The sequence below is a fragment of the Labrys sp. WJW genome (genome assembly GCF_001676615.1).
Classification (GTDB): domain Bacteria; phylum Pseudomonadota; class Alphaproteobacteria; order Rhizobiales; family Labraceae; genus Labrys; species Labrys sedimenti.
The window spans coordinates 145444-168870 of the sequence record NZ_LYXZ01000001.1 but is presented as its reverse complement, the minus strand read 5'-3'; the positions used below and the strand labels follow the sequence as shown (position 1 = coordinate 168870).

Genomic DNA, 23427 nt, shown 5'->3' with positions numbered 1-23427 from the left:
AAAACCTTTTCTCACAAAAAAGAGACATCTTTTACCCAAAGAGATGCTTAAATCGAGAAAGAGAAAACCTTTTCTCAGTTGGGAGGGCTTTGATGTCTAGGGGAGGCGAAGGGGCGTCGGAGCCAGTCACGTTGCGCGACGTTGCCGCTGCCGCTGGCGTCAGCCTCGCCACCGCGTCCAAGGCGCTCAACGACCAGGGGCGGATGACGGTCGAAACCCGCAAGCGGGTGCGCGAGGTTGCCGCACTTTTGGGATTTCGCCCAAATGCCCTGGCGCAGAGCCTGCTCCGCCGCCGCAGCTTCACGGTGGGGTTGCTGACCAACGATACCTATGGCCGCTTTTCGCTTCCGCTGATGGCCGGGATTACGGAGGCCCTCGTCGACAAGGGGGTCTCGGTCTTCCTGTGCAATGTCGAGGACGATCCGCGCCTTGCGCAACTCCACGTCAACGCCATGCTCGACAAGCGTGTCGACGGCATCATCGCCACCGGCAAGCGCATCGACCGCCGGCTCCCGGTCGACCTCTCGAATCTCGGCATACCTGCCGTCTACGCTTTCACCGAACCGGATCCGGGCGCGGCGGCATTCGTCTCCGATGACGAAGCCGGCGCCCGCCTGGCAACCGAACACTTCCTGGGCCTCGGCCGGCGCCGGATCGCCCATGTTACCGGCCCGGCGAGCTTTTCCGTCGTGCATCTTCGCGCCAAGGCCTGCCACGATGTGCTGGCCCAGGCCGGATTGCCGCCCATTCCTACTCTCATGGGAGCCTGGTCCGAGGCGTGGGGGCATGAAGCGGTGGGGCGGCTCTTTGCCGGCCGGGGAGCCAAACCCGATGCGATCTTCTGCGGCAACGACATGATCGCCCGGGGGGTGATCGATGCCCTGCGCGAGCGCGGCCTCAGCGTGCCGGGAGACGTAGGGGTCATCGGTTTCGACAATTGGGAGATCATCGCCTCCCAGAGCCGGCCGCCGCTGACCTCCATCGACATGAACCTGGCCGCACTCGGTCGGCAGGCCGGGCTGGCGCTGCTGGCCCAGGTCGACGGTCGGCCGGTGGAGCCGGGCGTCAGGAAATTGCCATGCCGCCTTGTCGTGCGGGAATCCTGCGGCAGTGCGTTCAATGACCGTGGGAGCCCATCAACAAGAGGCGACTAGGTCGGTGATACCAAAGGGGAGGAAACAATGAGAAAGCTGATGATAGGCCTGGCGACCTGGATCGCCACGGCGGCGATCGGATTGCCGGCATGGAGCGCTGAGACCGCGACCATCTGGGTCCGTGCCGACGCGTCCAACTTCATGCCGAAAGTGGTCGATGCGTTCAACAAGAGCCACGACGACCAGGTCAAGCTCGACATCATTCCCAATGCGGAGATCATCACCAAATATGGAGCCGCTGCGGCGGGTGGCACCGCGCCCGATGCCTTGTCGCTCGATCTGATCTATACGCCGGCCTTTGCCGCCTCGGGGCAATTGGAAGACATCACCGACTGGGCCAAGTCGCTGTCCTATTTCGCCGCCCTGTCGCCGGCTCATGTGAAGACGGGCACCTATCACGGCCGGATCTATGGCCTGCCGTTCTCCGCCGATAGTTCCGTGCTGATCTGGAACAAGAAGCTGTTCAAGAAAGCGGGGCTGGATCCCGAAAAAGGCCCGGCCAACTGGGCTGAAATCGAGGCGGATGCCGAAAAAATCAATGCGCTCGGCGGAAACATCAAGGGCTATTACTTTTCCGGCAATTGCCCGGGCTGCAATATCTTTACCCTGACCCCACTCGTATGGGCCTCCGGCGGCGATATTCTTTCCGACGACGGCACGAAGGCCACCCTGGAGGGCCCGCAACTGCGCGCGGCCATCGATTTCTATCGCTCCATGATCAAGAAGGACTTGGTGCCCGCGGGCGCCCAAAGCGACACCGGCGCCAATTTCTTCGCTGCCTTTGCTGCCGGCAATATCGGCATCAGCCCGTCCGGTGCCTTCGCCATCGGGGCCCTGAATACGCAATATCCCGATATCGACTATGGCATCACCTTCCTGCCCGGCAAGGATGGCGGCTGGTCGTCCTTTGCAGGCGGGGACAACTTCGTCGTCACCAAGGGAACTTCCAAGATCGCGGTGGTGAAGCAGTTCCTCGAATTTGCTTATTCCATCGAGGGGCAGACCCTGCTGGCCAAATATGGCAGCCTGCCGGTGCGCAGCGATATTGCCAAGCAAGCCCTCAAGGATCTCGATCCACGCTACCAGATCGCGGCCGAAGCCATGGCCAAGGGGCGCACACCCTACAGCACGGTTTTCAACGACATCATCAACTCGGCCAACGGCCCGTGGAACCAGCTGATCGGGGAGGCCCTCTATGGCGATGACGCCGAGGCGGCCATCGCCACTGCCCAGAAGACCATGCAGTCCATTATCGACACCGCCCCGCAATAACGCCCAGCCATTGCTGCCGCCTTGCCAAAGGCGGCTCGATGGCCTCGCATCGACAGGAGTGGACGATGAGTGTCTCGGCAGCCTTGCCGCGCGCGCGGACGCGAATTCGCCGCCGCAGCTCCGGCAATCTCATGGGGCTGGTCTATATCGCGCCGGCGATTGCGCTGGTGGGCGTGTTCTTCATTATGCCGCTGTGCATGACGGCCTGGATGTCGCTGCACAACTGGCCCTTGATGGGGGTGCCGCGTTTCATCGGCATCGCCAACTACCTGGCGATCGCCCATGACACGCGTTTCTGGTCGGCCCTCGGATTTACCGCCTATTACACCGCCATCGTGACGGTGGCCATTTTCGCCGTCGCCTTTCCGCTGGCCCTGTTCATCGAAAGGCCGCGGCCCGGCGTTGGCGTCTACCGCACCTTCTTCTTCATGCCGGTCGTCGTCGGTTTTGCTTCCGCCAGCCTGTTGTGGTCCTGGCTGCTCAACGTCGATTCCGGCCTCTTCAGCCCGGCCCTGTTCGACCTTGGCCTGACGCAGAAGAAGATCAATCTTCTCGCCGGTTTCCAGCCGGCGTTCTGGTCGATCATCGCCATGGTGGTGTGGAAGGTCGCCGGCTTCACCATGGTCATTTTGATGACCGGCCTACAGTCCATCCCGGGCGAACTGCACGAAGCGGCCAAGATCGACGGGGCGGGGCCCCTGGCCCGCTTTCGCCTGATCACGCTGCCCCTGATGCGGCGCACGCTCGCGCTCGCTCTCATCCTGTCGGTATCGGGATCGGTGCTCGCCTTCGACCAGTTCTACATCATCCTGCGCGGCGGCCCGAACAACCAGACGCTCACCGCCGTCTACTGGATCTTCAATCAGTCCTTCGTTTCCTTCAAGCTCGGCTACGGCGCGGCCCTGTCGATGGTGCTGCTGGTCGTGTTGATCGTCTTGAGCCTGATCCAGTTGCGCGTCCTGCGTCAGCCGGAGGGCGTGGAATGAAGACGGGCGTTGCCACCGCCGAAAGACGGCCCGTCGTCTCGTTTCTGGGGACTCATGCGATCGGCGTGTTCCTTGCCGCTGTTTTCGCAGCACCGATCGCCTGGGCGGTGCTGTCCAGCTTCAAGTCGCCGATGGAGGCGCGTCAGCCGCCCTTGCCGCCCTGGCCGAGCACCGGCCTGTCGCTGGAGAACTATTCGGCCTTGAACGGCTTCGGCAATGGCCTGGTCCAGCCGGCACTCAACAGCATCTATGTCACCGGCATGACGGTGCTGCTGTCGGTATTGATCAGCGTGCTGGCCGGATATGGGTTTTCCCGCTTCCGGTTTCCCTTCAAGAACCTCCTGTTCATGATGATCCTGTCGACCATCATGATCCCGTTCCAGTCGATCCTGACGCCGATCTTCCTGATCCTTACCAAATTGGGCCTGCACAACACGCTGACGGGCCTGGTGGGGGTCTATGTCACGCTGCAGCTGCCGTTCTCCATCTTCATGATGCGCAATGCCTTCGACGCGGTGCCGCGGGAGATCGAGGAGGCTGCCCGCATGGATGGGGCCAACGACGCCAGCCTGCTGATCCGCGTCATGCTGCCCCTGGTCTGGCCGGGGATCGTGACGATCGCCCTGTTTGCCTTTCTCGGCGCTTGGAACGAATTCCTCGCCGCCCTGGTGCTGATGACCGACCAGGGCAAGTTCACCTTGCCCGTCATGATGACGGCCCTGCAGTCGGGCCGCTTCGGCGCCATCGATTGGGGCGCGGTACAGGCCGGCGTCACCGTGATGATGATCCCCTGTCTCGTCCTCTTCCTGCTCTTGCAGCGCTACTACATTCGCGGGCTCACGGCCGGCGCGGTGAAGTAGCCGATATTTCCTGGAGATCCTTTCATGTCAGGTTTCAATGCCACGCCCGCCACCATGCCTGCCAACACTACCTTTCGCCCACCGTCGGTGGCGCAAGTCGAGGTCGCCGGGTTCTGGGGCGCCCGCGTCGATGCCGTTGCCTCGCGCACGGCCGACATCCTCTACGATCGCTGCGTCGAGGCCCGGATGCTCGAGCAGATCGATCCCGACGTCCCGTCGCCGGGCGTCGTCATTCCCTTCCACTCGATGTCGCCGACGGGCAACGAGTTCACCGGCGCCACGGTGACCACCCAGATGTTCTGGGATTCCGACTGGGGCAAGACGATCGAGACCGCCGCCTATTCGCTCTACCGCCGCCGGAACGACGAATTGGAGCGCAAGATCGACGCGGTCATCGACATGTTCGGCAAGCTTCAGCAGGAGGATGGCTATCTGTCGAGCTGGTATCAGCGCATTCAGCCGGGATTGCGCTGGACGAATTTGCGCGACTGCCATGAACTCTATTGCGCCGGCCATCTCATCGAGGGAGCGGTCGCCTATTTCCAGGCCACCGGCAAGCGCAAGCTCCTCGACATCATGTGCCGGTTTGCCGATCACATCGCCGAGATGTTTGGGGCCGAGGCGAACAAGCGGAAAGGCTATTGCGGCCATGAGGAGATCGAGCTCGCTTTGGTCAAGCTCGGGCGGGTGACGGGCCAGCGCAAATATCTGGAGCTCGCGCGCTATTTCGTCGACCAGCGCGGCCAGCAGCCGCATTATTTCGATGAAGAAGCAAGGGCTCGTGGCGCCGACCCGAAGGATTACCATTTCAAGACGTATGAATATAACCAGTCCCACAAGCCCGTACGCGAGCAGGACAAGGTCGTCGGCCATGCCGTCAGGGCGATGTATCTCTATGCCGGCATGGCCGACATCGCCGCGGAATTCGCGGATGACAGCCTCCGGACGGCGCTGGAGCGCCTGTGGGACGACCTGACGACCAAGAACCTCTATGTCACCGGCGGGCTCGGCCCGTCGGCTGCCAATGAAGGGGTCACCTCCGATTACGACCTGCCCAACGAAACCGCCTATGCCGAGACTTGCGCCTCGGTCGCGCTGGTGTTCTGGGCGAGCAGGATGCTGGGCGTCGGCCCCAATGCACGCTACGCCGATGTGATGGAGCAGGCGCTCTACAATGGCTCGATCTCGGGCCTGTCGCTCGATGGCTCGCGCTTCTTCTACGAGAATCCGCTCGAGAGCCGTGGCCGGCACAATCGCTGGAAGTGGCATCGCTGCCCCTGCTGCCCGCCCAATATCGGACGGATGGTCGCTTCGATCGGCACCTATGTCTATGGCTTGGCCGAGGATGCGGTCGCGGTCCATCTCTATGGGGACAGTTCCATCCGATTCGAGGTGGGCGGACAGAAGGCGGTGCTGACGCAGACCAGCCGCTACCCCTGGGATGGCGCAGTCTCGATGTCGATCGACACCGAGAGGCCGCTGCGCTTCAAGCTGCATCTGCGCATTCCCGGGTGGTGTCCCCGGGCGCAGCTCATGGTCAATGGCGAGGCTGTCGATCTCCAGGCGGTGCTGGCCGACGGCTATGTCACGCTCGATCGTGAATGGAAGGCGACGGATGCGATCCGCCTCGACCTCGACATGCCGGCCCGGCGCCTCTACGCCAATCCCAGGGTTCGCCAGGATGCCGGCAGGGTCGCGCTTGCCAGGGGACCGGTCGTCTATTGCGTGGAGGAGGTCGACAATTCCGAACCCCTTCATAGCCTTGTCCTGCCGTCGGGCGCTTCGCTCGAGGCCGCTGAGGCGCCGGATTTGCTGGGTGGCGTGGTAACGCTGTCGGTCCAGGCGGTTGCCGACCGCACCTCGGATTGGGGCGGAGCCCTCTACCGAAGCGACCCTCCCGCCAGAGAGCAGGCCTTGGTTCGCGCCATTCCCTATTTTGCCTGGGACAATCGGCAGCCGGGCGACATGCGGGTGTGGCTGCGGGAGTAGCCGCCTCGCCGAGCAGCGAGCGGTGTGGGAGGCCGTTCCCATTGCCGCTCCGGGCCGGCGCTGCCTGCCTGACCATGGATGTTATGGACGGCTTTGGGCGCGGCTTACGTCCACCTCTTTCAAGGTATCTGGAACGAACACAGAAAAGACCGGGATAGGGCACCGCGACCCCTCATCCAGCCCCTTCGGGGCACCTTCTCCCGCAAGGGGAGAAGGCGATCGACCAGCGTCGCACCTCCCGAAAATGCCCCCCCTTCTCCCCCCGCGGGAGAAGGCGCCGGCAGGCGGATGAGGGGTTGCGGCGCTCGATCCCGACTTCACACGTCAACACCTTGAAAGGGGTGGGCTTTACGCCCTGGCCTGCATATCGCCCAGAACCACCTCGGCAATGGCAGCCGCGGCCGCAATGTGCCGCCGACAGGCTGCCGCGGCGGCGTCCGGATCGTTCTTCTCGATCGCGTCGAAAATCTCGCGTATCTGCGCCGGGCCGGTCACCATTCGATTGGCGGTCGACAGCGTCATCACGCGCAATCTTGAGATCCGGCTGTTCAGGCGGCTGACGATGTCCCAGGCAATCTTGTGGCCGCCGGCCTCGAAGATGATCTTGTAGAGCTCGGTCGTCGCGTCGATGACAGCGGCCGGAGAGCGCTGCCGCGACGTGCGGTCGAGATTGTCCAAAGCCTTCCTCAACCGCCTCTTCACGTCGGCATCGGCGAGGCGGGCGCAGTCGGCAATGGCCGTGGATTCAACCGCGGCGCGAATGGCGTAGATCTGGCGAGCATCATCCCAATCGAGCCGCGCCACGATCGGTCCCTTGTTGAGGAGCATCGTCACCAGCCCCTCGGCTTCCAAATGACGAATGACCTCGCGGATGACGGACCGGGAAACGCCGAGCTGCTCGCACAGCGTGCGCTCGACGAGCCGCTCCTCGGGCTCGAAGAGGCCGTTGATGATCGCCCGCCGCATTCTTTCGAGAGCGATCTCCCGCAAAGTCGCGGGCGGGTTCTCGATTCTGAGGGAGGCGAGATTGTCGGCGTTCTTGCTCATGTCTTGGTGTAGCCGCAAAAATTCATCCAGGCAAGGCATTGACACGTGATCTTATGGTATACCATAAGATGCAATGACCGTATGAGGATATTGCCATGGCCATCCAGATCCGCAAGACATTGCTTCAGGTCGAAACGACCCTGATCGAGGGAGGAAGGGCGGCGCCCAGGCCTCTCAAGCTCTTCGCGGCGATGGCCGTGGTGAAGAATCCCTGGGCGGGCAGGGGCTTCGTCGACGACTTGAAGCCGGAAATCCACGCCGTCGCGCCGGTCCTGGGTGAATTGCTGACCAGGATGATCCTCGATGCGGTCGGCTCCGGCGAGGCGGTGGAAGGCTACGGCAAGTCTGCCGTCGTCGGGCTGGACGGCGAGATCGAGCATGCCTCCGCCCTGATCCACACGCTGCGCTTCGGCAATCACTACCGCCAGGCGGTCGGCGCCAAATCCTATCTCGCTTTCTGCAATACGCGCGGCCCGGCCAATGCCCCCGTCATGATCCCCCTGATGGACAAGAATGACGAGGGGCGGCGTTCCCATTATCTGACGATCCAGGCGGCGATCGCGGATGCCCCGGCCGCCGACGAGATCGTCGTGGCACTGGGTGCTTCCGTTGGCGGTCGTCCCCATCACCGTATCGGCGATCGCTACCAGGATCTGAAGGATCTTGGGCAGGATGTCGCCAATCCGGCCGGCGTCTGAGCGAGCGGGGCGCGCCATGCAGGCCGGATCCGCAACGACCTCGACCAATATCGGCCGGGCACCCGATGGGACGCTCCCGCGCCAGATGAGTTCGCGGGGCTCTGCCTATTTCGAGGCGGGTGAGGGCGATGCGCTGGTCCTCATCCACGGCGTCGGCATGCGCCTCGAAGCCTGGATGCCCCAGATCGAACGGTTTTCGCAAACGCATCGTGTCGTCGCGGTTGATATGCCGGGGCATGGCGGCAGCGACGGCCTGCCGGAGGGCAGTGCCGTCACGGATTTCGTTGCCTGGTTCGGCCGATTGCTCGACGATCTGAAACTCGATCGCGTCAGTCTCGCCGGCCACTCCATGGGCGCGATGATTTCGGGCGGTGCGGCTGCCAGCTTTCCCGATCGCATTGCCCGCGTTGCCTATCTGAATGGCGTCTATCGGCGCGATCCGCAGGCAAAGGCGGCCGTGCTGGCCCGAGCCAAGGCCATTCGTGCCGACGGCGTCGACAAGGAAGGCCCGCTGGCGCGCTGGTTCGATGATGAGCCGAACAATCGCCGGGCGCGCGAGCTGACGCGCAGCTGGCTCGAGCAGGTCGATCCGCGGGGGTATGCCGTTGCCTACGCCGCCTTTGCCGGCGGCGATGAGACCTACGCCGGTTGCTGGCCTTCCGTGACCTGTCCGGCGCTGTTCCTGACCGGTTCCGGCGATCCCAATTCCACGCCGGCGATGGCCAGGGCGATGGCTGCCGCCGCACCGAAGGGATGGGCCCGCATCATCGAAGGACACCGCCACATGGTCAATCTGACGGCGCCCGAGGCAGTCAACGCCACCCTCGAGGAATGGCTGATGGCAGAGGAGAAGCCGGCATGAGCGTGCAAAGCCTCGATCCAAGGGCATTGCGGGATGCCTTCGGTGCCTTCGCCACGGGTGTGACCGTGGTGACGACCCGCGATGCGGCGGACAAGCCGATCGGCTTCACGGCCAATTCCTTCACCTCCGTCTCGCTCGATCCGCCGCTCCTGCTCGTCTGCCTCGCCAAGAGTTCGCGCAACTATGCGGCGATGACGCAGGCCGGCAGCTTTGCCGTCAACATTCTGTCCGAGGCGCAGAAGGATGTCTCCAACACCTTCGCGCGGCCGGCGGAGGATCGCTTCGCGGCGGTGGATTGGCGCCCTGGCGTCCATGGCTGCCCGATCCTCTCGGGCGTTTCGGCTTGGTTCGAATGCGCGATGCACGAGGTGGTCGATGCCGGAGACCATGTCATTCTTGTCGGACGGGTCCTGGTGTTCGATAATTCCGGCCTGAACGGCCTGGGCTATGCCCGTGGCGGCTATTTCACGCCCAATCTCTCCGCCAGGGCCGTATCGGCCGCGGCAGAGGGTAAGATCGAGTTCGGAGCGGTTCTCGAGCGCGAGGGGGAAGTGCTGCTGCTCGGCGACACGCCGATGACGCTCCCGGCCTGTCGGGGCGGTGACGGCGATCCCACCGAGGTGCTGGCCCGATACCTCGAGGAACTCACGGGACTGTCCGTCACGATCGGCTTTCTCTACTCGGTCTATGAGGACAAGACCTCCGGCCTTCAGCACATCGTCTATCGTGCTTTCGCGGGCGAGGGGGAGCCAAAGATCGGCCGTTTCCTCAGGCCGGCCGCCATCGGTGCCGGCGAGGTCAAGGATCGATCCACTGCCGACATCCTCGCGCGCTTTGCGCTGGAAAGCTCCATCGGCAATTTCGGCGTCTATTTCGGCAATGAGACGGCCGGCAGGGTGCATTCCATTCCCACCAAGGGGGCCCGTCCATGAAGTTCTCGCTCTTCGTTCACATGGAACGGCTGGATGCCGGCCAGTCCCACAAGCAGCTCTATGACGAGTTCGTGGCACTGTGCGAAATCGCCGACAAGGGAGGCATGCACGCCATCTGGACCGGCGAGCATCACGGCATGGATTTCACCATCGCGCCCAATCCCTTCGTCACCATTGCCGATCTGGCACGGCGCACCAGCCATGTCCGCCTCGGCACCGGCACGGTGATCGCGCCCTTCTGGCATCCGATCAAGCTGGCCGGCGAGGCCGCGATGGCGGACCTGATCAGCGCTGGACGTCTGGACCTCGGTATCGCGCGCGGCGCCTATTCCTTCGAATATGAACGCCTTCTGCCTGGCCTCGATGCCTGGCAGGCCGGCCAGCGCATGCGCGAGCTCATTCCTGCCGTCCGGGGCGTGTGGGCGGGCGACTACGCCCATGACGGCGAGTTCTGGAAGTTCCCGGCCACGACTTCCGCGCCCAAGCCGCTGCAGGACCCTGTGCCGGTGTGGGTGGCTGCACGCGACCCCAACAGCCATGAGTTTGCGGTGGTCAACGGCTGCAACGTGCAGGTCACTCCGCTTTGGAATGGCGATCGGGAGATCGAAAGCCTGATGGAACGCTTCGATGCGGCCTGCGCGAAGGCCCCCGAGATTCCCAGGCCGAAGATCATGCTCTTGCTGCACACCTATGTCGGTGCGGATGCGGCCGACGTGGCGCAGGCGACCCGGGAATTGAGCGTCTACTACAACTACTTCTTCGCCTGGTTCAAGAACGAGCGGCCGATCCATCAGGGGCTGATCCAGCGGCTGAGCGAGGAGGAAATCCAGGCAAACGCCATGCTTTCGCCGGAGGTCATGCGGGCCAATCTCGCGCTCGGCACGGTCGATGAGGTCATCACCCGCCTCAAGCACTACGAGGCGCTGGGCTATGACGAATATTCGTTCTGGATCGATACCGGCGTGAGTTTCGAGCGCAAGAAAGCCTCGCTCGAACGGTTCATCGCCGACGTCATGCCTGCCTTCAAGGATTGATGCGATGCAGCGTTTCCAGCTCTACATCGATGGGGCCTTTTGCGACGGCGAGGCTTCCTTCGAAAGCCTCGATCCGGCAACCGGCACGGCGTGGGCGCAGATGCCTGAGGCCCGCGAGGCCGATGTCGACCGGGCAGTCGAGAGCGCACACAAGGCGCTCTATGACGGTGCATGGTCGAGGATGACAGCCACCCAGCGTGGAAAGCTGCTCTACAAGCTGGCCGATCTCGTCGCCGCCAATGCATCCAGGCTGGCCGAACTCGAAACCCGCGACACCGGCAAGATCATCCGCGAGACATCGGCCCAGATCGCCTATGTCGCGGAGTATTACCGCTACTATGCCGGCATCGCCGACAAGATCGAGGGCTCCTATTTGCCGATCGACAAGCCGGACATGGAAGTCTGGCTGCGGCGGGAGCCGGTCGGCGTGGTCGCCATGGTCGTGCCCTGGAACAGCCAGCTCTTCTTGTCCGCCGTCAAGGTCGGCCCGGCGCTGGCTGCCGGCTGCACCCTGGTGCTGAAGGCCTCCGAGGACGGACCTGCTCCCCTCCTCGAATTCGCTCGGCTGGTGCATGAAGCCGGCTTCCCCCCGGGGGTCGTCAACGTCATTACCGGGTTTGGTCCTTCCTGCGGTGCCGCGCTTGGCCGGCATCCAAGGATCGCCCATGTGGCATTCACCGGAGGACCGGAAACCGCGCGCCATGTCGTGCGCAACTCCGCCGAGAACCTGGCCTCGACCTCGCTGGAACTGGGCGGCAAGTCGCCCTTCATCGTCTTCGCCGATGCCGATCTCGAAAGCGCGGCCAATGCCCAGGTCGCGGGCATCTTCGCGGCAACCGGCCAGTCCTGCGTCGCTGGCTCGCGCCTGATCGTCGAGAGAAGCGTGAAGGATCGCTTCATTGCCATCCTCAAGCGCAAGGCCGAGGCCGTGCGCATCGGCAGCCCGCTCGACATGGCAACCGAAGTCGGGCCCCTGGCCACGGCGCGCCAGCGCCAGCACATCAGCGAGCTGGTCGAACGCTCGACAGCGGCGGGTGCCAGGATCGTCACCGGCGGCTGGATGCCGGAAGGGGGGGGTTTCTACTATCCCCCGACCATTCTGGACTGCGATGGCGTGGATTCGCCCTCGCTGGTGGAGGAATTCTTCGGGCCGGTGCTTTCCGTCGTCTCCTTCGAAACGGAAGAGGAAGCCCTGCTTCTGGCCAACGATACCGTCTATGGGCTGGCGTCGGGCGTGTTCACCCAGAACCTGACGCGTGCCCATCGCCTGATGAAGGGCATCCGAGCCGGCGTCGTCTGGGTCAACACCTATCGGGCCGTCTCGCCGATCGCGCCTTTCGGCGGCTTCGGGCTTTCCGGCCACGGCCGCGAAGGCGGCTTGGCCGCGGCGCTGGACTACACCCGGACCAAGACGGTTTGGCTCAGGACCTCGGACGATCCGATCCCCGATCCCTTCGTGATGCGGTGACGCCATGTTCTACGAGGTCCGCACATACAGGCTCAGGAATGGCACGGTGCCAGCCTATCTCAAGGTCGTCGAGGAAGAGGGCATCGCGATCCAGAAGGAGCATCTGGGACATTTGGTCGGCTACTTCTTCTCCGAGATCGGGCCGATCAACGAGGTCATGCATATCTGGGCCTATACGAGCCTCGACGACAGGGAACGGTGCCGAGCCTCGCTTGCCGCCGATCCGCGCTGGCGGGCCTTCCTGCCGAAGATCCGCGACCTCATCGAAACTGCTGAAAACAAGATCATGAAACCGGCTGCCTTCTCCCCTTCGGAGGGCCGGTCACCGTGACGCATCCAGACAAGAGCCCTGACAACCGGAGCGTGGGAACATGAAATCGACATCGATATGGGCCGCCTGTGCGGCATTGCTGATCATAGCGTCGCCTGCAGTCGCAGCGGACCTGGTCTTCTCGAGCTGGGGTGGAACCACCCAGGACGCCCAGAAAGCGGCATGGGCGGACAAGTTTACGGCCAAGGCCGGCGTGAATGTCGTGCAGGACGGACCGACCGACTACGGCAAGATCAAGGCCATGGTCGAGGCCGGCGGCGTCACCTGGGATGTGGTCGACGTGGAAGGCGACTACGCCGCGCAGGCCGGTCCAAAGGGCCTCCTGGAAAAGCTCGACTTCGGCGTCATCGACAAATCCAAGCTCGATCCGCGCTTCGTGACCGACTATTCGGTCGGCAGCTTCTATTATTCCTTCGTGATCGGTTGCAATGCCGATGCTGTCGCGACCTGCCCCAAGACCTGGGCCGATCTGTTCGACACCACCAAATTCCCGGGCAAGCGCACCTTCTACAAATGGTCGGCGCCGGGCGTCATCGAAGCCGCGCTGCTGGCTGACGGTGTGCCGGCCGATAAACTCTATCCGCTGGATCTCGACCGCGCGTTCAAGAAGCTCGACACCATCAAGGCCGATATCATCTGGTGGTCGGGCGGAGCGCAGTCGCAACAGCTGATCGCTTCGGCGGAAGCGCCGTTCGGCAGCGTCTGGAACGGCCGCATGACGGCGCTCGCCAAGACCGGCGTCAAGGTCGAGACCTCCTGGGAACAGAACATCACGGCGGCGGATTCGCTCGTTGTGCCCAAGGGCACGAAGAACAAGGATGCCGCCATGCAGTTCATCGCCTTCGCTACCTCGGCCCAGGGCCAGGCGGACATGGCTGCGGCGACGGGCTATGCCCCGATCAACCTGGACTCGGCCAAGCTCATGGACGCCGAGACGGTCAAGACCCTGCCGGATCAGCAGAAGGCGAGCCAGGTCAACGCCGACATGACCTATTGGGCGGCCAACCGCGATGCGATCGGCGAACGCTGGTACGCCTGGCAGGCGAAGTAAAGCGGAACAGCATGCAAGGGGAGGGAGCATTCCCTCCCACCCGTTTCTGTCCGGCAGCAACGTCGAATGATGCAGGGATGGCCCGGACGGGAGCCGGAACCACGGACTGTTCGGGCTTCCCGATGTGTCCCATGCGGAAAGGATTGCCATGTCCCAGCAGATAATAGCCGGCGCTGCGGTACAGCCTGTTTCGCGCCCGACCAGGCCGACGGGCCTGGCCTGGATCATGCCGGCCCTGGCCTTCGTTGCCCTCTTCTTCGTCGTGCCGGTGGCCCTGCTGCTGCTGCGCAGCGTCCTGGAACCCGTGCCGGGCTTCGGCAACTATGCCGAACTGCTGGGCTCCTCCACCTATCTGCGGATCTTCTTCAACACCTTCCTGGTGTCGGCGGTGGTGACGGCGGTCTCGCTCGCGATCGGCTTTCCCGTCGCCTGGGCCCTGGCCATCATGCCCAAAAAGCTCGCGGCGATCGTCTTTGCCATCCTGCTGCTGTCGATGTGGACGAACCTGCTCGCCCGCACCTATGCCTGGATGGTGCTGCTGCAACGCACCGGCGTGATCAACAAGCTGCTCATGAGCATCGGGCTGATCGACAAGCCGCTGGCACTGGTGAACAATCTCGTCGGCGTGACGATCGGCATGGTCTACATCATGCTGCCCTTCATCGTGCTGCCGCTCTATGGGGTGATCCGCAAGATCGATCCGGCGATCCTGCAGGCCGCAGCCCTGTGCGGCGCCACGCGCTGGCAATCGCTGACGCGCGTGCTCCTGCCGCTGGCGGTGCCGGGCATGGTCGCCGGTGCGCTCATGGTCTTCGTGATGTCGCTCGGCTATTTCGTCACGCCCGCGCTGCTCGGCGGCACCGCCAACATGATGCTGGCCGAGCTCATCGCCCAATTCGTGCAGTCCCTGGTCAATTGGGGCATGGGGGGCGCCGCGGCGCTGGTCCTCCTCGTCGTCACGCTCTCGCTCTATGCCGTACAGCTGCGCTTCTTCCGCGACCACAGCCCGGGAGGACGCTAGCATGCTGCTGAACTTCGAACGCCTGGGCTGGTGGAAATACGTCCTGCTCGCCATCACGGCCCTGACCGCCGCCTTCCTGCTCCTGCCGATCCTCTTCATCGCAGCCCTATCATTCGGCTCGTCGCAATGGCTGATCTTCCCGCCGCCGAGCTGGACGCTGAAATGGTATTCGGATCTGTTCGCCGATCCGCGCTGGCTGCAGTCGGCCTGGACCAGCTTCAAGATCGCGGCGATCGTGACGGTGCTTTCCGTCCTGCTGGGGCTCGTCACCTCCTTCGGCCTGGTGCGCGGCCGGTTCTGGTTCCGTGAAGGGCTGAAGGCCCTGTTCCTGACGCCGATGATCCTGCCGGTGGTGGTGCTGGCCGTCGGCCTCTACGCCTTCTTCCTGAAGATCGGGCTGAGCGGCACCATGACCGGGTTCGTCGCCTCCCATCTGGTATTGGCGCTGCCCTTTTCCATCCTCTCGATCAGCAGCGCGCTCGAGGGCTTCGACAAGTCGATCGAGGATGCGGCCGTGCTGTGCGGTGCGTCGCCGCTCGAGGCCAAGATCAGAATCACGCTGCCCTCGATCAGCCACGGCCTGTTTTCGGCCGCGATCTTCTCCTTCCTGACCTCGTGGGACGAGGTGGTGGTGGCGATCTTCATGGCGAGCCCCACCCTGCAGACCTTGCCGGTCAAGGTCTGGGCGACCCTGCGCCAGGATCTCACTCCGGTCGTCGCGGCGGCCTCGACCCTGCTGATCCTCCTGACCCTGGTCCTGATGACGCTTGTCGCGCTCGTGCGCAAAGGATTGAAATCATGACGCAACCCTTCCTGCAAATCCAAGGCATCCGGAAGGAATATGGGGCGGTCGTCGCGGTCCAGAACGTCAATCTCGAGGTCGAGAAAGGCGAATTCCTGACCTTTCTCGGCCCCTCCGGTTCAGGCAAGAGCACGACGCTCTATATCCTGGCCGGCTTCGACAACCCGACGGCGGGCGACATCAGGCTGAACGGGACGACGCTGCTGTCCACCCCCTCGCACCAGCGCAATATCGGCATGGTGTTCCAGCGCTACACCCTGTTCCCACATCTGTCCGTCGGCGAGAACATCGCCTTTCCCCTCAAGGTCCGGCGCAAGCCCAAGGCCGAGGTCGACGCCAGGGTCAAGGAGATGCTGCGGCTCGTCCGGCTGGAGGGCTATGAGGACCGCAAGCCCGCGAACATGTCGGGCGGCCAGCAGCAGCGCGTGGCGCTCGCCAGGGCGCTGGCCTATGACCCGCCGGTGCTGTTGATGGACGAGCCCTTGTCAGCGCTCGACAAGAAGCTTCGCGAGGAAATCCAGTACGAGATCCGCCGCATCCATCAGCAGACCGGGGTGACCATCCTCTATGTCACGCACGACCAGGAGGAGGCGCTGCGCCTGTCCGATCGCATCGCCGTCTTTTCCAAGGGGGTGATCGACCAGATTGGAACCGGGCCGGAACTCTATGCCAATCCAGCGACGCGCTTCGTGGCCGAATTCATCGGCGACAGCAATTTCCTGCCCTGCGAGATTCTATCATCGGCTACTGGCCGTGCCAGCATCTCGATCTGCGATACGATGACGGTGTCCGATGTGCCCATGCACGGCTCGGCCTCCGGCAGCAAGGCCTCGGTCATGCTTCGGCCGGAACGCTTGTTCTTGTCGAAGACGTCGCCGGACAAGGGGGTGCCCGCCACGGTCAGCGACATTACCTTCCTGGGCAACAACATTCATGTCGTGACGAGGACCGGCAGGGGGGACCAATTGTCCGTAAGGCTGCCGTTCGGCCATGAGGCCATTGCCGGTCTCAGCCGCGGCGATGCGGTGTGGCTGAGGTTCGATGCGGAGGCGGCTCACGTCTTCGGCGACAAGCACTGACTCTCGGCAAGGACGAGGCGATTCATCCGCGTCACCGAGACTTCGGTTTGCGGTAATTCACGCATGGATCAGGCTTCTACAAGTCGCATGATGGTATCGACATTGAAACGGATGCGTTCTTCCAGGGCTGCGGGAGTCATCAGGTCGCGCTGGAAGACGATCGAACCGGTATAGCGGTTTGTAAAATAGTAATATCCGATTGCTGCGATCGTTATATTCAGTTGTACGGGATCGATTCCCGATCGGAATTCGCCGGTCTTGACGCCGCGGTCGAGCAGGTTCCCGACCATGTCGACAAAGCGCGTACTCACTTGGCGAACGACCTCGGACTTCTTGATGTGCTTTGCCTTGTGCAGATTGGCGCTGTTGACCAGCGTCAGGAATTCCGGGTTCTTCAGGTAATAGGTCCAGGTAAACCGCACCAGGCGTTCAAGCGCTTCCTTGGGCGGGAGGCGCTCCAGATCGAGTTTTTGCTCGGCCGTTCGTATGTCGGAATAGGCGTCTTCCAGAACGCGCTGAAACAGATCTTCCTTACTGTTGAAGTAATGATAGATCATGCGTTTGTTGGCTTTTGCGCGCTCTGCAATGATGTCGACCCTCGCGCCGCCAAGGCCGTTCTTCGCAAATTCCTTCTTCGCGGCAGCCAGGATTCTCGCCTGGGTGGCTTCCGCGTCTCTGATCCGAGGACGCTTGGGGGGCTTGGTGAGCATTCCTACCTCTTTGGGCGTGGCCTGATGCGCCGCCATCCGTGATCCTATTCGAGGTGGCGCGCCTCTTTCCAGTTGCATTTTGTCGGCTGCTCGTCGGATTCGCTCAAGGTCTTTTGGTAACTTACTGGTTACTTCGCTGCTGCGCCAGTGCCATGTGCACCTTCCCGCTCTCCATCGCTGCAAGGACTTCAGGCCGCCTCTCCGCATCCAGCGGCGTTGACACGCCTTCGATAACGAAGTAACTAGATAGTGCAATATCGAAAATGCGACGGCGTCCAGTGACGCTCAAAAGCGCGGCGCGATGCACGGGTCCGCAGGGGAGGAAGGCATGTCGTTCATCAAGAAATTCATCGAGCAGGAGACGGTCAATCGCCGCAATCTGCTGCTGGCATCGGCCTATGGCCTGGGAGGCTTGGCGGCGCTCGGCGCGCTGGGATCGAGCCCCGCACGGGCGGCATCGGCCAATCCGACGATAGCCTGGAGCTATCGCGACAGGACCAATCCCTATTGGAACTACATCGTCTCGGGCGGCGAGGCCTTCGTCGAGAGCCTGGGGCTCCCCAAGAGCGCGCTGGTCAACCTCATCAATGAAGGTTCCAGCGAGAAGTCGCTGGCGGACGTCAAGGCGCTGCTCGGCAAGAACGGCAGCAAGGTCGCGCTGGCGATCGACGCGAACGATGCGCCGAACTGCCGTCCCGTGGTGGAGGCCGTTGCCGCTGCCGGCGCCTATGTCTCCACGATCTGGAACAAGACCGACGACCTGCATCCCTGGGACTTCGGCGACCACTACGTGTCGCACATGACCTGGTCCGACGAAGGGCCGGCCGAGCAGACGGCCCGCATCCTCATGGACGCCATGGGCAAGAAGGGCGGCGTGGTTCACCTGGGCGGAATCGCCTCCAACAATCCCGCCATCGAGCGCCTCAACGGGCTCAAGAAAGCACTCAAGGACTATCCGGACGTTCAACTGCTCGACGCGCAGCCAGCCGACTGGGATACCCAGAAGGCCAATCAGGTCATGGCCGGCTTCATCACGCGCTATGGCGACGAGATCAAGGGTGTCCACTGTGCCAACGACACGATTGCCTATGGCGTGCTCGAGGCGCTGCGGGCCGAGGGTATCGAGGGAATGCCCGTCGTCTCCTATGACGGTAACCAGCAGGCCGTCGAACTCGTCGCCAAGGGCCAGATCCTGGCGACGGTCTTCACCAATCCCTATTGGGGCGGCGGCATCAGCGCGGCACTCGCCTACTATGCCGCGACGGGGGCCTTCAAGCCTTCGAGCGAGCCCAAGGAGCACCGTGAGTTCTACGGGCCGACGATCCTGGTCACGCCCAAGGATGCCCTGGAATTCAAGGCGAAATACCTCGACAGCAATCCCAAATATGACTGGAAGGACTTCTGGGGCCCGAGCAAGGGGCAGATCCAGTACAAGTCCTGATCCCTTCCTTCCGCACCGGCCGCACGCCGCCCTCTAGAGCAGAGCGCGTTCAAGCGTGAACGCTTGTTTGCTCTAGTTCCCTGTTTCGGCGCGTCTTTGCGTTTCTCGGTGATCCCACCAAATCGCAAAACGCTATGGGGGCGTGCGCCTGCGTCCCATTCCCTCTGATGCAAGAGCGCGACATGGATAGCTTGCTCACCAAGGATAATATTCAGAAATGGGCGCCGGTCCTGGTGCTCCTGGCGCTGGTGTTGTTCTTCTCGGTCGTCAATCCCAATTTCCTCTCGGTGCGCAATTTCGCCCGCATCGCGATCTCGTCGACGCCGGCGCTGATGGTCGCGGTGGGCGTGACATTCGTCATCCTGATGGGTTCCATCGACCTGTCGATGGAAGGCTCGGTCGCGGTCTGCGCGGTTCTGTTCGCGACGCTGTTCGGAGCGTTGGGCGGCTCCCTTGCCGGGTGGGGCTGGCTGGCGATCCCAGGCGCCATGGCGGTCGGGGCGATCTTCGGTGCCATCACCGGCCTCATCCATGTCCGCCTGAAGATTCCCTCCTTCATGGCCAGCCTGTCGATGGGGTTTGTCGGGATCGGCCTTTCGCTGCTGATCACCGGCGGAGACCGCATCCTGGTCGAGGATCCGCTCTTTCGTTCGCTGCTCACCTACAGGCTCGGCGGCTTTCCGCTGATGGCCTATGTGGCGCTCGCGGCCTTGGTCGCCGGCTGGTTCATCCAGACGCAGACGACCATCGGGCGAAATTTCTATGCCGTCGGTGGCGGCGAGGACCTGGCCCATGCATCCGGGCTCAATGTCTCCCGGGTGCGGGTCATCTGCTTCATGATCGCCGGTGTCTTCTATGCTCTCGGCGCCATTCTCGCCGTGGCCCAGATCGGCATCGCCGAGACAGTGACCGGCCGCAACTTCATGTTCATCTCGATCACCTCGGTCGTCGTCGGCGGCACGGCGCTCTGGGGCGGCGCCGGCGGCGTCTGGAACACGCTGGTCGGCGTGCTGATCGTCAACGTCATCGGCAATGGCATGGTGGTGATCGGCCTGCCGAGCTACGTCCAGGACGGCGTCCTCGGCCTCCTGGTCATCACCGCAGTCTATCTGTCCACCGATCGTCGATCGCTGGCCTTCGTGAAGTAGGCGCGCCATGTTCGAACTTCGAAACGTCGAAAAACGCTTCCCCGGCGTCCATGCGCTGAAGGGCATCAATTTCCAGATCGACCGCGGCGAGATCATCGGGCTCGTCGGCGAAAACGGTGCCGGCAAGTCCACGCTGATGAAGGTGATCTATGGCGCCGTCCAGCATGACGGCGGCGAGGTTCTCGTCGATGGCAAGCCCGTCCGTTTCCAGAACCCGCGCGAAGCCATGGATCGCGGCGTCGGCATGGTCTTCCAGGAGCAGTCGCTCATTCCCAATCTGAGCGTGATGGAGAACATCTTCCTCGGCTTCGAGAAGCAGTTCGCCCGCTTCGGCAAGATCGACTGGAAGCGCATGGCGAAGGCGGCGAGCGAGCAGTTGAAGAAGGTCAAGCTGCAGATCGACCCCAGGACGGTCACTTCGAAGCTCTCCTTCGCCCAGCGCCAGCTGGTCGAACTGGCGAAGGTGCTGACGCTGGAGGAGCGCGTACATGGCAATCTGGTAATCCTCCTCGACGAGCCGACCTCGGTTCTTTCGAAGGAGGAGATCGGCCTCCTGTTCAGCCTGGTGCGGGACCTGCGCAAGCGGGCCTCCTTCATCTTCGTCTCGCATCGCCTCGACGAAGTCATCGAGCTGTCCGATCGCATCTATGTCTTGAAGGACGGCGCGGTGGTCGACGTCGTCAAGGGCACCGAGGCCAAGGCCGAAGACATCCAGCAGAAGATGGTCGGCCGCGACATCAACCAGGAATATTACCGGGAAGAAAAGCAACACCCCTACGATGTCCAGAAGCTGCTCCTGCAGGCCGACCGGATCAGCCTGCCGGGCCACTACCACGACATTTCCCTCAAGCTGCATGCCGGTGAAGTGCTGGCGCTCGTCGGGGTCGAGGGTTCCGGGAGCGAGGCGATCCTGCGCACGATCTTCGGGCTCGAGAGGATGCAATCGGGCACCTTGGCGCTCCATGGCAGCCAGGTGCAGGATTTCGGTCCGTCGCAGGGCGTTGCCCGCGGCATCGGCTATGTTCCCAGGGAGCGCAAGATCGAAGGCATCGTCGGCGGCATGAACGTCTTCGAGAACATGACGCTCTCGCAGCTCGGCAACTATGCCAGGGCAGGCGTTCTGGACATCGGCTCCGAGCGCAAGCTCGCCCGCGACTGGATCAAGCGCCTGTCGATCAAGGCCTCCTCGGAGAATGCCGATTGCGGAAACCTCTCGGGCGGCAATCAGCAGAAGGTCGTGCTCGCCAAATGGCGCAGCGGCGGCTCGAACATCATCCTCCTCGACCACCCCACGCGCGGCCTCGACATCGGCGCCAAGGAGGACGTCTACGAAATGATCCGGGAGATGTCGGCCGATGGGGTGGGCATCGTGCTCATCGCCGATACGCTCGAAGAGGCCATCGGCCTCAGTCACACCATAGCCGTTGTCAAGGATGGCGAGATCCAAAAATGGTTCAACTGTCAGCCAGGCGCAAAGCCCTCCCTCTACGACCTGCTTCATCACATGACGTGAGTGCCAGGGTGATGAGCCTCCACCAGCTAAAACGCCATTTCCCGTGGATCACGCTCGTCGTGCTGATCCTGCTCGTCGGCGCCATGGACCCCACCTTCCTCAGGCCGCAGAACCTTATGGAGCTCGGCGCCGACATCGCGCCCCTGTTCATCATGGCGCTCGGCATGACGCTCGCCATCTATATCGGCGGCATCGATCTTTCGGCTCAATCCGTGGCGAACATGACGACGGTGCTCGCCACCTTGTCGCTGCCCTATCTCGGCGTCTTCAGCGCGCTCCTGATCGCACTGGTCGGCCTGTCGTTCGGTGCCGTCTCCGGCCTGGTGACGACGAGGCTCAAGGTGCCCTCCTTCATCGCAACCCTGGCGGTCGGCGGCCTTGCCCTTTCCGTCGGCCAGTTCGCGTCGGGCCAGCGCGCCTTGCACATGGACGTGGCGGCAAGGGACCAGGCATTCGGCTGGATGTTCGGCAGAACCGCCGGGATTCCCCACGAACTCATCGTTTCGCTGGGGTTGCTTGCGATCGCCTGGTTCATTCAAAGCCGGACGACCGCCGGGCGCACGCTGAAGGCCGTGGGTGCGGGCGAGCTTGCCGCCGTGGCATCGGGCATCCGCGTCGAGCGCTACAAGGTCCTGGCCTTCGCGCTTTCGGGCCTGTTCGCGGCGATCGCGGGGCTGATGTTCTCGGTCAAGCTGTCGGGTGGCTCGCCGACCCTGGCCGAGGGCTTCCTCCTGCCGGCCATCGTCGCGGTGCTGGTCGGCGGCACCCCGCTCACGGGCGGCGTCGGCGGTGTCGTCAACACGCTCATCGGCGCGATGATCGTCGCGGTCGTACGCGCGAGCATGCTCTATCTCAACATCCCCGCGACGGGGCAGCAGATCTTCTTCGGCATCGTGCTGATCGTTGCGATCGCTCTCACCATCGACCGCTCGAAGATGCGGATCGTGAAATAAGCGAGGGACTGGCGACATGGACATGATGCGAGCCGCAGTGCTCACCCGCCCCGGGGCATTCGAAGTCCGGGAGGTTCCCATCCCTCGGATCGGCCCGGATGACGCTCTCATCAAGGTGGACCGCTGCGGCATCTGCGGCACCGACATCCACATCTTCAAGGGCCACTATGCCGCCGACACCCTGCCTTTCATTCCCGGGCATGAGTTCACCGGCACGGTGAGCCGCGTGGGGGACAGGGGCGAGGGCTTGCAGGTCGGGCAGCGTGTCGTCGCGGATGTCAATATCGGCTGCGGACATTGCTACTTTTGCCGCCGCGGCGAGGTGCTCAACTGCCAGGCGGTCAGCCAGATCGGGATCCATCGCGATGGCGGCTTTGCCGAGTTCGTCGCGGTTCCCGCGCGGCTGGTCATCCCAGCACCCAGCGAAGCGACGCCCGAACTGCTGGCGCTGACGGAGCCGGTTGCCTGTGTCGTCAGGGCCGCACGCAAATCCGGCATCGGTTTCGGCATGTCGGTCGTCGTGCTCGGTGCCGGGCCGATCGGCAACCTCCACATCCAGATGATGCGTCTCGTCGGTGCCGCGCCGATCATCGCCGTGGAGCCGTCGCAGCCTCGCGCGGCGCTTGCCGAGAAGGCTGGCGCCGATCTCGTCATCACCGATCCCAAGGAGGCCCGCAGGCTGGTCGTCGAAATGACGCAGGGACGTGGGGCAGACGTGGTGATCGAAAGCGTCGGCGCCACCGCACTCTATGCCGAGGCTTTCAGGCTCATTCGTCCCGGAGGCCATGTTGCTGCCTTCGGCATCACGGGACCCAATGACAGCGTACCGCTTCCCTTGCTCGAAACGGTCCTGCGCGAGAACTCGGTCAAGGGCTCTGTGGCGGGCATCGGCCAGGACATGCACGATGCCCTGACGCTGCTGAGCCACGGGCGCTTCCAGGTCGAGCCCTTCACCGGCACGGTCGTGCCGCTGAGCGCGATTCAATCGGCCTTCGAGACGATCCAGGACCGGCCGGCCGTCCTGAAGACCCAGATCGACACGACCGCGTGACGGCATCGGCAGATCGCTTCGAAAC

22 protein-coding genes are annotated in these 23427 nt (G+C 63.3%); 20 read left to right on the top strand and 2 right to left on the bottom strand.

Features of this window, described 5'->3' with window-relative positions:
• Positions 1 to 92: 92 nt before the first annotated feature.
• The 5 genes from BA190_RS00705 (at position 93) to BA190_RS00685 (ending at position 6261) form a co-directional block, all read left to right on the top strand.
• Entirely contained in the window at positions 93 to 1154 is a 1062-nt protein-coding gene (locus tag BA190_RS00705) for a LacI family DNA-binding transcriptional regulator (RefSeq protein WP_068281489.1), read from the top strand.
• A 27-nt stretch (positions 1155 to 1181) separates the two neighbouring features.
• Entirely contained in the window at positions 1182 to 2426 is a 1245-nt protein-coding gene (locus BA190_RS00700; protein WP_068281488.1) for a sugar ABC transporter substrate-binding protein, read from the top strand.
• Between the two features lie 131 nt (positions 2427 to 2557).
• Positions 2558 to 3412 (top strand): carbohydrate ABC transporter permease, encoded by an 855-nt coding sequence (locus tag BA190_RS00695; protein ID WP_245314500.1) that lies wholly within the window; start codon positions 2558 to 2560, stop codon positions 3410 to 3412.
• A complete protein-coding gene (locus BA190_RS00690) occupies positions 3409 to 4272 on the top strand; it encodes a carbohydrate ABC transporter permease (protein ID WP_068281487.1) in 864 nt (287 codons plus the stop codon). The genes BA190_RS00695 and BA190_RS00690 overlap by 4 nt, the downstream gene beginning before the upstream one ends.
• 24 nt (positions 4273 to 4296) lie before the next feature.
• Positions 4297 to 6261, top strand: a complete 1965-nt coding sequence (locus BA190_RS00685; RefSeq protein WP_068281486.1) for a glycoside hydrolase family 127 protein — start codon at positions 4297 to 4299, stop codon at positions 6259 to 6261.
• Positions 6262 to 6609: 348 nt separating this feature from the next.
• On the opposite strand, the gene BA190_RS00680 is transcribed toward BA190_RS00685, so the two are convergent.
• A complete protein-coding gene (locus tag BA190_RS00680; RefSeq protein ID WP_068281485.1) occupies positions 6610 to 7308 on the bottom strand; it encodes a GntR family transcriptional regulator in 699 nt (232 codons plus the stop codon).
• A gap of 95 nt (positions 7309 to 7403) precedes the next feature.
• On the opposite strand from BA190_RS00680, the gene BA190_RS00675 reads away from it, so the two are divergent.
• The 10 genes from BA190_RS00675 to BA190_RS00630 all read left to right on the top strand — a co-directional run bounded on the left by BA190_RS00675 (position 7404) and on the right by BA190_RS00630 (position 16586).
• Positions 7404 to 8006, top strand: a complete 603-nt coding sequence (locus tag BA190_RS00675; RefSeq protein WP_068281484.1) for an amino acid synthesis family protein — start codon at positions 7404 to 7406, stop codon at positions 8004 to 8006.
• A 16-nt stretch (positions 8007 to 8022) separates the two neighbouring features.
• Complete coding sequence (locus tag BA190_RS00670) at positions 8023 to 8868, top strand: alpha/beta fold hydrolase (protein WP_068281483.1); 846 nt, start codon at positions 8023 to 8025, stop codon at positions 8866 to 8868.
• Positions 8865 to 9800, top strand: a complete 936-nt coding sequence (locus BA190_RS00665; protein ID WP_068281482.1) for a flavin reductase family protein — start codon at positions 8865 to 8867, stop codon at positions 9798 to 9800. The genes BA190_RS00670 and BA190_RS00665 overlap by 4 nt, the downstream gene beginning before the upstream one ends.
• Complete coding sequence (locus BA190_RS00660; RefSeq protein ID WP_068281481.1) at positions 9797 to 10834, top strand: LLM class flavin-dependent oxidoreductase; 1038 nt, start codon at positions 9797 to 9799, stop codon at positions 10832 to 10834. Before BA190_RS00665 ends, BA190_RS00660 begins: the two co-directional genes overlap by 4 nt.
• Before the next feature lie 4 nt (positions 10835 to 10838).
• A complete protein-coding gene (locus BA190_RS00655; RefSeq protein ID WP_068281480.1) occupies positions 10839 to 12302 on the top strand; it encodes an aldehyde dehydrogenase in 1464 nt (487 codons plus the stop codon).
• A gap of 4 nt (positions 12303 to 12306) precedes the next feature.
• On the top strand, positions 12307 to 12633 hold the full coding sequence (locus tag BA190_RS00650; protein WP_068281479.1) for an NIPSNAP family protein: 327 nt from the start codon (positions 12307 to 12309) through the stop codon (positions 12631 to 12633).
• Between the two features lie 40 nt (positions 12634 to 12673).
• Positions 12674 to 13684: a polyamine ABC transporter substrate-binding protein gene (locus BA190_RS00645; protein ID WP_068281478.1), complete on the top strand. Its 1011-nt coding sequence runs from the start codon at positions 12674 to 12676 to the stop codon at positions 13682 to 13684.
• Between the two features lie 148 nt (positions 13685 to 13832).
• Positions 13833 to 14705 carry an ABC transporter permease gene (locus tag BA190_RS00640; RefSeq protein ID WP_068281477.1) on the top strand — a complete coding sequence of 291 codons (873 nt, stop codon included), beginning with the start codon at positions 13833 to 13835 and terminating at the stop codon, positions 14703 to 14705.
• A 1-nt stretch (position 14706) separates the two neighbouring features.
• The gene (locus BA190_RS00635) at positions 14707 to 15507 is read left to right on the top strand and encodes an ABC transporter permease (RefSeq protein WP_068281476.1); all 801 of its coding nucleotides are present in this window, start codon (positions 14707 to 14709) and stop codon (positions 15505 to 15507) included.
• On the top strand, positions 15504 to 16586 hold the full coding sequence (locus BA190_RS00630; RefSeq protein WP_068281475.1) for an ABC transporter ATP-binding protein: 1083 nt from the start codon (positions 15504 to 15506) through the stop codon (positions 16584 to 16586). The genes BA190_RS00635 and BA190_RS00630 overlap by 4 nt, the downstream gene beginning before the upstream one ends.
• Before the next feature lie 68 nt (positions 16587 to 16654).
• Here BA190_RS00630 and BA190_RS00625 read toward each other — a convergent pair whose 3' ends face one another.
• Complete coding sequence (locus BA190_RS00625; RefSeq protein ID WP_245314474.1) at positions 16655 to 17332, bottom strand: TetR/AcrR family transcriptional regulator; 678 nt, start codon at positions 17330 to 17332, stop codon at positions 16655 to 16657.
• A 292-nt stretch (positions 17333 to 17624) separates the two neighbouring features.
• On the opposite strand from BA190_RS00625, the gene BA190_RS00620 reads away from it, so the two are divergent.
• From BA190_RS00620 to BA190_RS00600, 5 genes are all read left to right on the top strand, one after another.
• Positions 17625 to 18737: a sugar ABC transporter substrate-binding protein gene (locus BA190_RS00620; protein ID WP_068281474.1), complete on the top strand. Its 1113-nt coding sequence runs from the start codon at positions 17625 to 17627 to the stop codon at positions 18735 to 18737.
• Positions 18738 to 18919: 182 nt separating this feature from the next.
• On the top strand, positions 18920 to 19885 hold the full coding sequence (locus tag BA190_RS00615; protein WP_068281473.1) for an ABC transporter permease: 966 nt from the start codon (positions 18920 to 18922) through the stop codon (positions 19883 to 19885).
• Between the two features lie 7 nt (positions 19886 to 19892).
• A complete protein-coding gene (locus BA190_RS00610; protein WP_068281472.1) occupies positions 19893 to 21398 on the top strand; it encodes a sugar ABC transporter ATP-binding protein in 1506 nt (501 codons plus the stop codon).
• A gap of 11 nt (positions 21399 to 21409) precedes the next feature.
• Positions 21410 to 22351: an ABC transporter permease gene (locus tag BA190_RS00605; RefSeq protein ID WP_068281471.1), complete on the top strand. Its 942-nt coding sequence runs from the start codon at positions 21410 to 21412 to the stop codon at positions 22349 to 22351.
• 22 nt (positions 22352 to 22373) lie between these two features.
• The gene (locus BA190_RS00600) at positions 22374 to 23402 is read left to right on the top strand and encodes a zinc-binding dehydrogenase (RefSeq protein WP_245314473.1); all 1029 of its coding nucleotides are present in this window, start codon (positions 22374 to 22376) and stop codon (positions 23400 to 23402) included.
• Positions 23403 to 23427: the final 25 nt, after the last annotated feature.

Bases quoted from the DNA above. Each gene is read 5' to 3' on its own strand.
- BA190_RS00695 (WP_245314500.1), top strand. From the start codon at position 2,558: ATGGGGCTGGTCTATATCGCGCCGGCGATTGCGCTGGTGGGCGTGTTC.
- BA190_RS00635 (WP_068281476.1), top strand. From the start codon at position 14,707: ATGCTGCTGAACTTCGAACGCCTGGGCTGGTGGAAATACGTCCTGCTC.
- BA190_RS00660 (WP_068281481.1), top strand. From the start codon at position 9,797: ATGAAGTTCTCGCTCTTCGTTCACATGGAACGGCTGGATGCCGGCCAG.
- BA190_RS00690 (WP_068281487.1), top strand. From the start codon at position 3,409: ATGAAGACGGGCGTTGCCACCGCCGAAAGACGGCCCGTCGTCTCGTTT.
- BA190_RS00700 (WP_068281488.1), top strand. From the start codon at position 1,182: ATGAGAAAGCTGATGATAGGCCTGGCGACCTGGATCGCCACGGCGGCG.
- BA190_RS00680 (WP_068281485.1), bottom strand. From the start codon at position 7,308: ATGAGCAAGAACGCCGACAATCTCGCCTCCCTCAGAATCGAGAACCCG.
- BA190_RS00665 (WP_068281482.1), top strand. From the start codon at position 8,865: ATGAGCGTGCAAAGCCTCGATCCAAGGGCATTGCGGGATGCCTTCGGT.
- BA190_RS00610 (WP_068281472.1), top strand. From the start codon at position 19,893: ATGTTCGAACTTCGAAACGTCGAAAAACGCTTCCCCGGCGTCCATGCG.
- BA190_RS00675 (WP_068281484.1), top strand. From the start codon at position 7,404: ATGGCCATCCAGATCCGCAAGACATTGCTTCAGGTCGAAACGACCCTG.
- BA190_RS00620 (WP_068281474.1), top strand. From the start codon at position 17,625: ATGTCGTTCATCAAGAAATTCATCGAGCAGGAGACGGTCAATCGCCGC.
- BA190_RS00650 (WP_068281479.1), top strand. From the start codon at position 12,307: ATGTTCTACGAGGTCCGCACATACAGGCTCAGGAATGGCACGGTGCCA.
- BA190_RS00640 (WP_068281477.1), top strand. From the start codon at position 13,833: ATGTCCCAGCAGATAATAGCCGGCGCTGCGGTACAGCCTGTTTCGCGC.
- BA190_RS00655 (WP_068281480.1), top strand. From the start codon at position 10,839: ATGCAGCGTTTCCAGCTCTACATCGATGGGGCCTTTTGCGACGGCGAG.
- BA190_RS00625 (WP_245314474.1), bottom strand. From the start codon at position 17,332: ATGGCGGCGCATCAGGCCACGCCCAAAGAGGTAGGAATGCTCACCAAG.
- BA190_RS00705 (WP_068281489.1), top strand. From the start codon at position 93: ATGTCTAGGGGAGGCGAAGGGGCGTCGGAGCCAGTCACGTTGCGCGAC.
- BA190_RS00605 (WP_068281471.1), top strand. From the start codon at position 21,410: ATGAGCCTCCACCAGCTAAAACGCCATTTCCCGTGGATCACGCTCGTC.
- BA190_RS00670 (WP_068281483.1), top strand. From the start codon at position 8,023: ATGCAGGCCGGATCCGCAACGACCTCGACCAATATCGGCCGGGCACCC.
- BA190_RS00600 (WP_245314473.1), top strand. From the start codon at position 22,374: ATGATGCGAGCCGCAGTGCTCACCCGCCCCGGGGCATTCGAAGTCCGG.
- BA190_RS00630 (WP_068281475.1), top strand. From the start codon at position 15,504: ATGACGCAACCCTTCCTGCAAATCCAAGGCATCCGGAAGGAATATGGG.
- BA190_RS00615 (WP_068281473.1), top strand. From the start codon at position 18,920: ATGGATAGCTTGCTCACCAAGGATAATATTCAGAAATGGGCGCCGGTC.
- BA190_RS00645 (WP_068281478.1), top strand. From the start codon at position 12,674: ATGAAATCGACATCGATATGGGCCGCCTGTGCGGCATTGCTGATCATA.
- BA190_RS00685 (WP_068281486.1), top strand. From the start codon at position 4,297: ATGTCAGGTTTCAATGCCACGCCCGCCACCATGCCTGCCAACACTACC.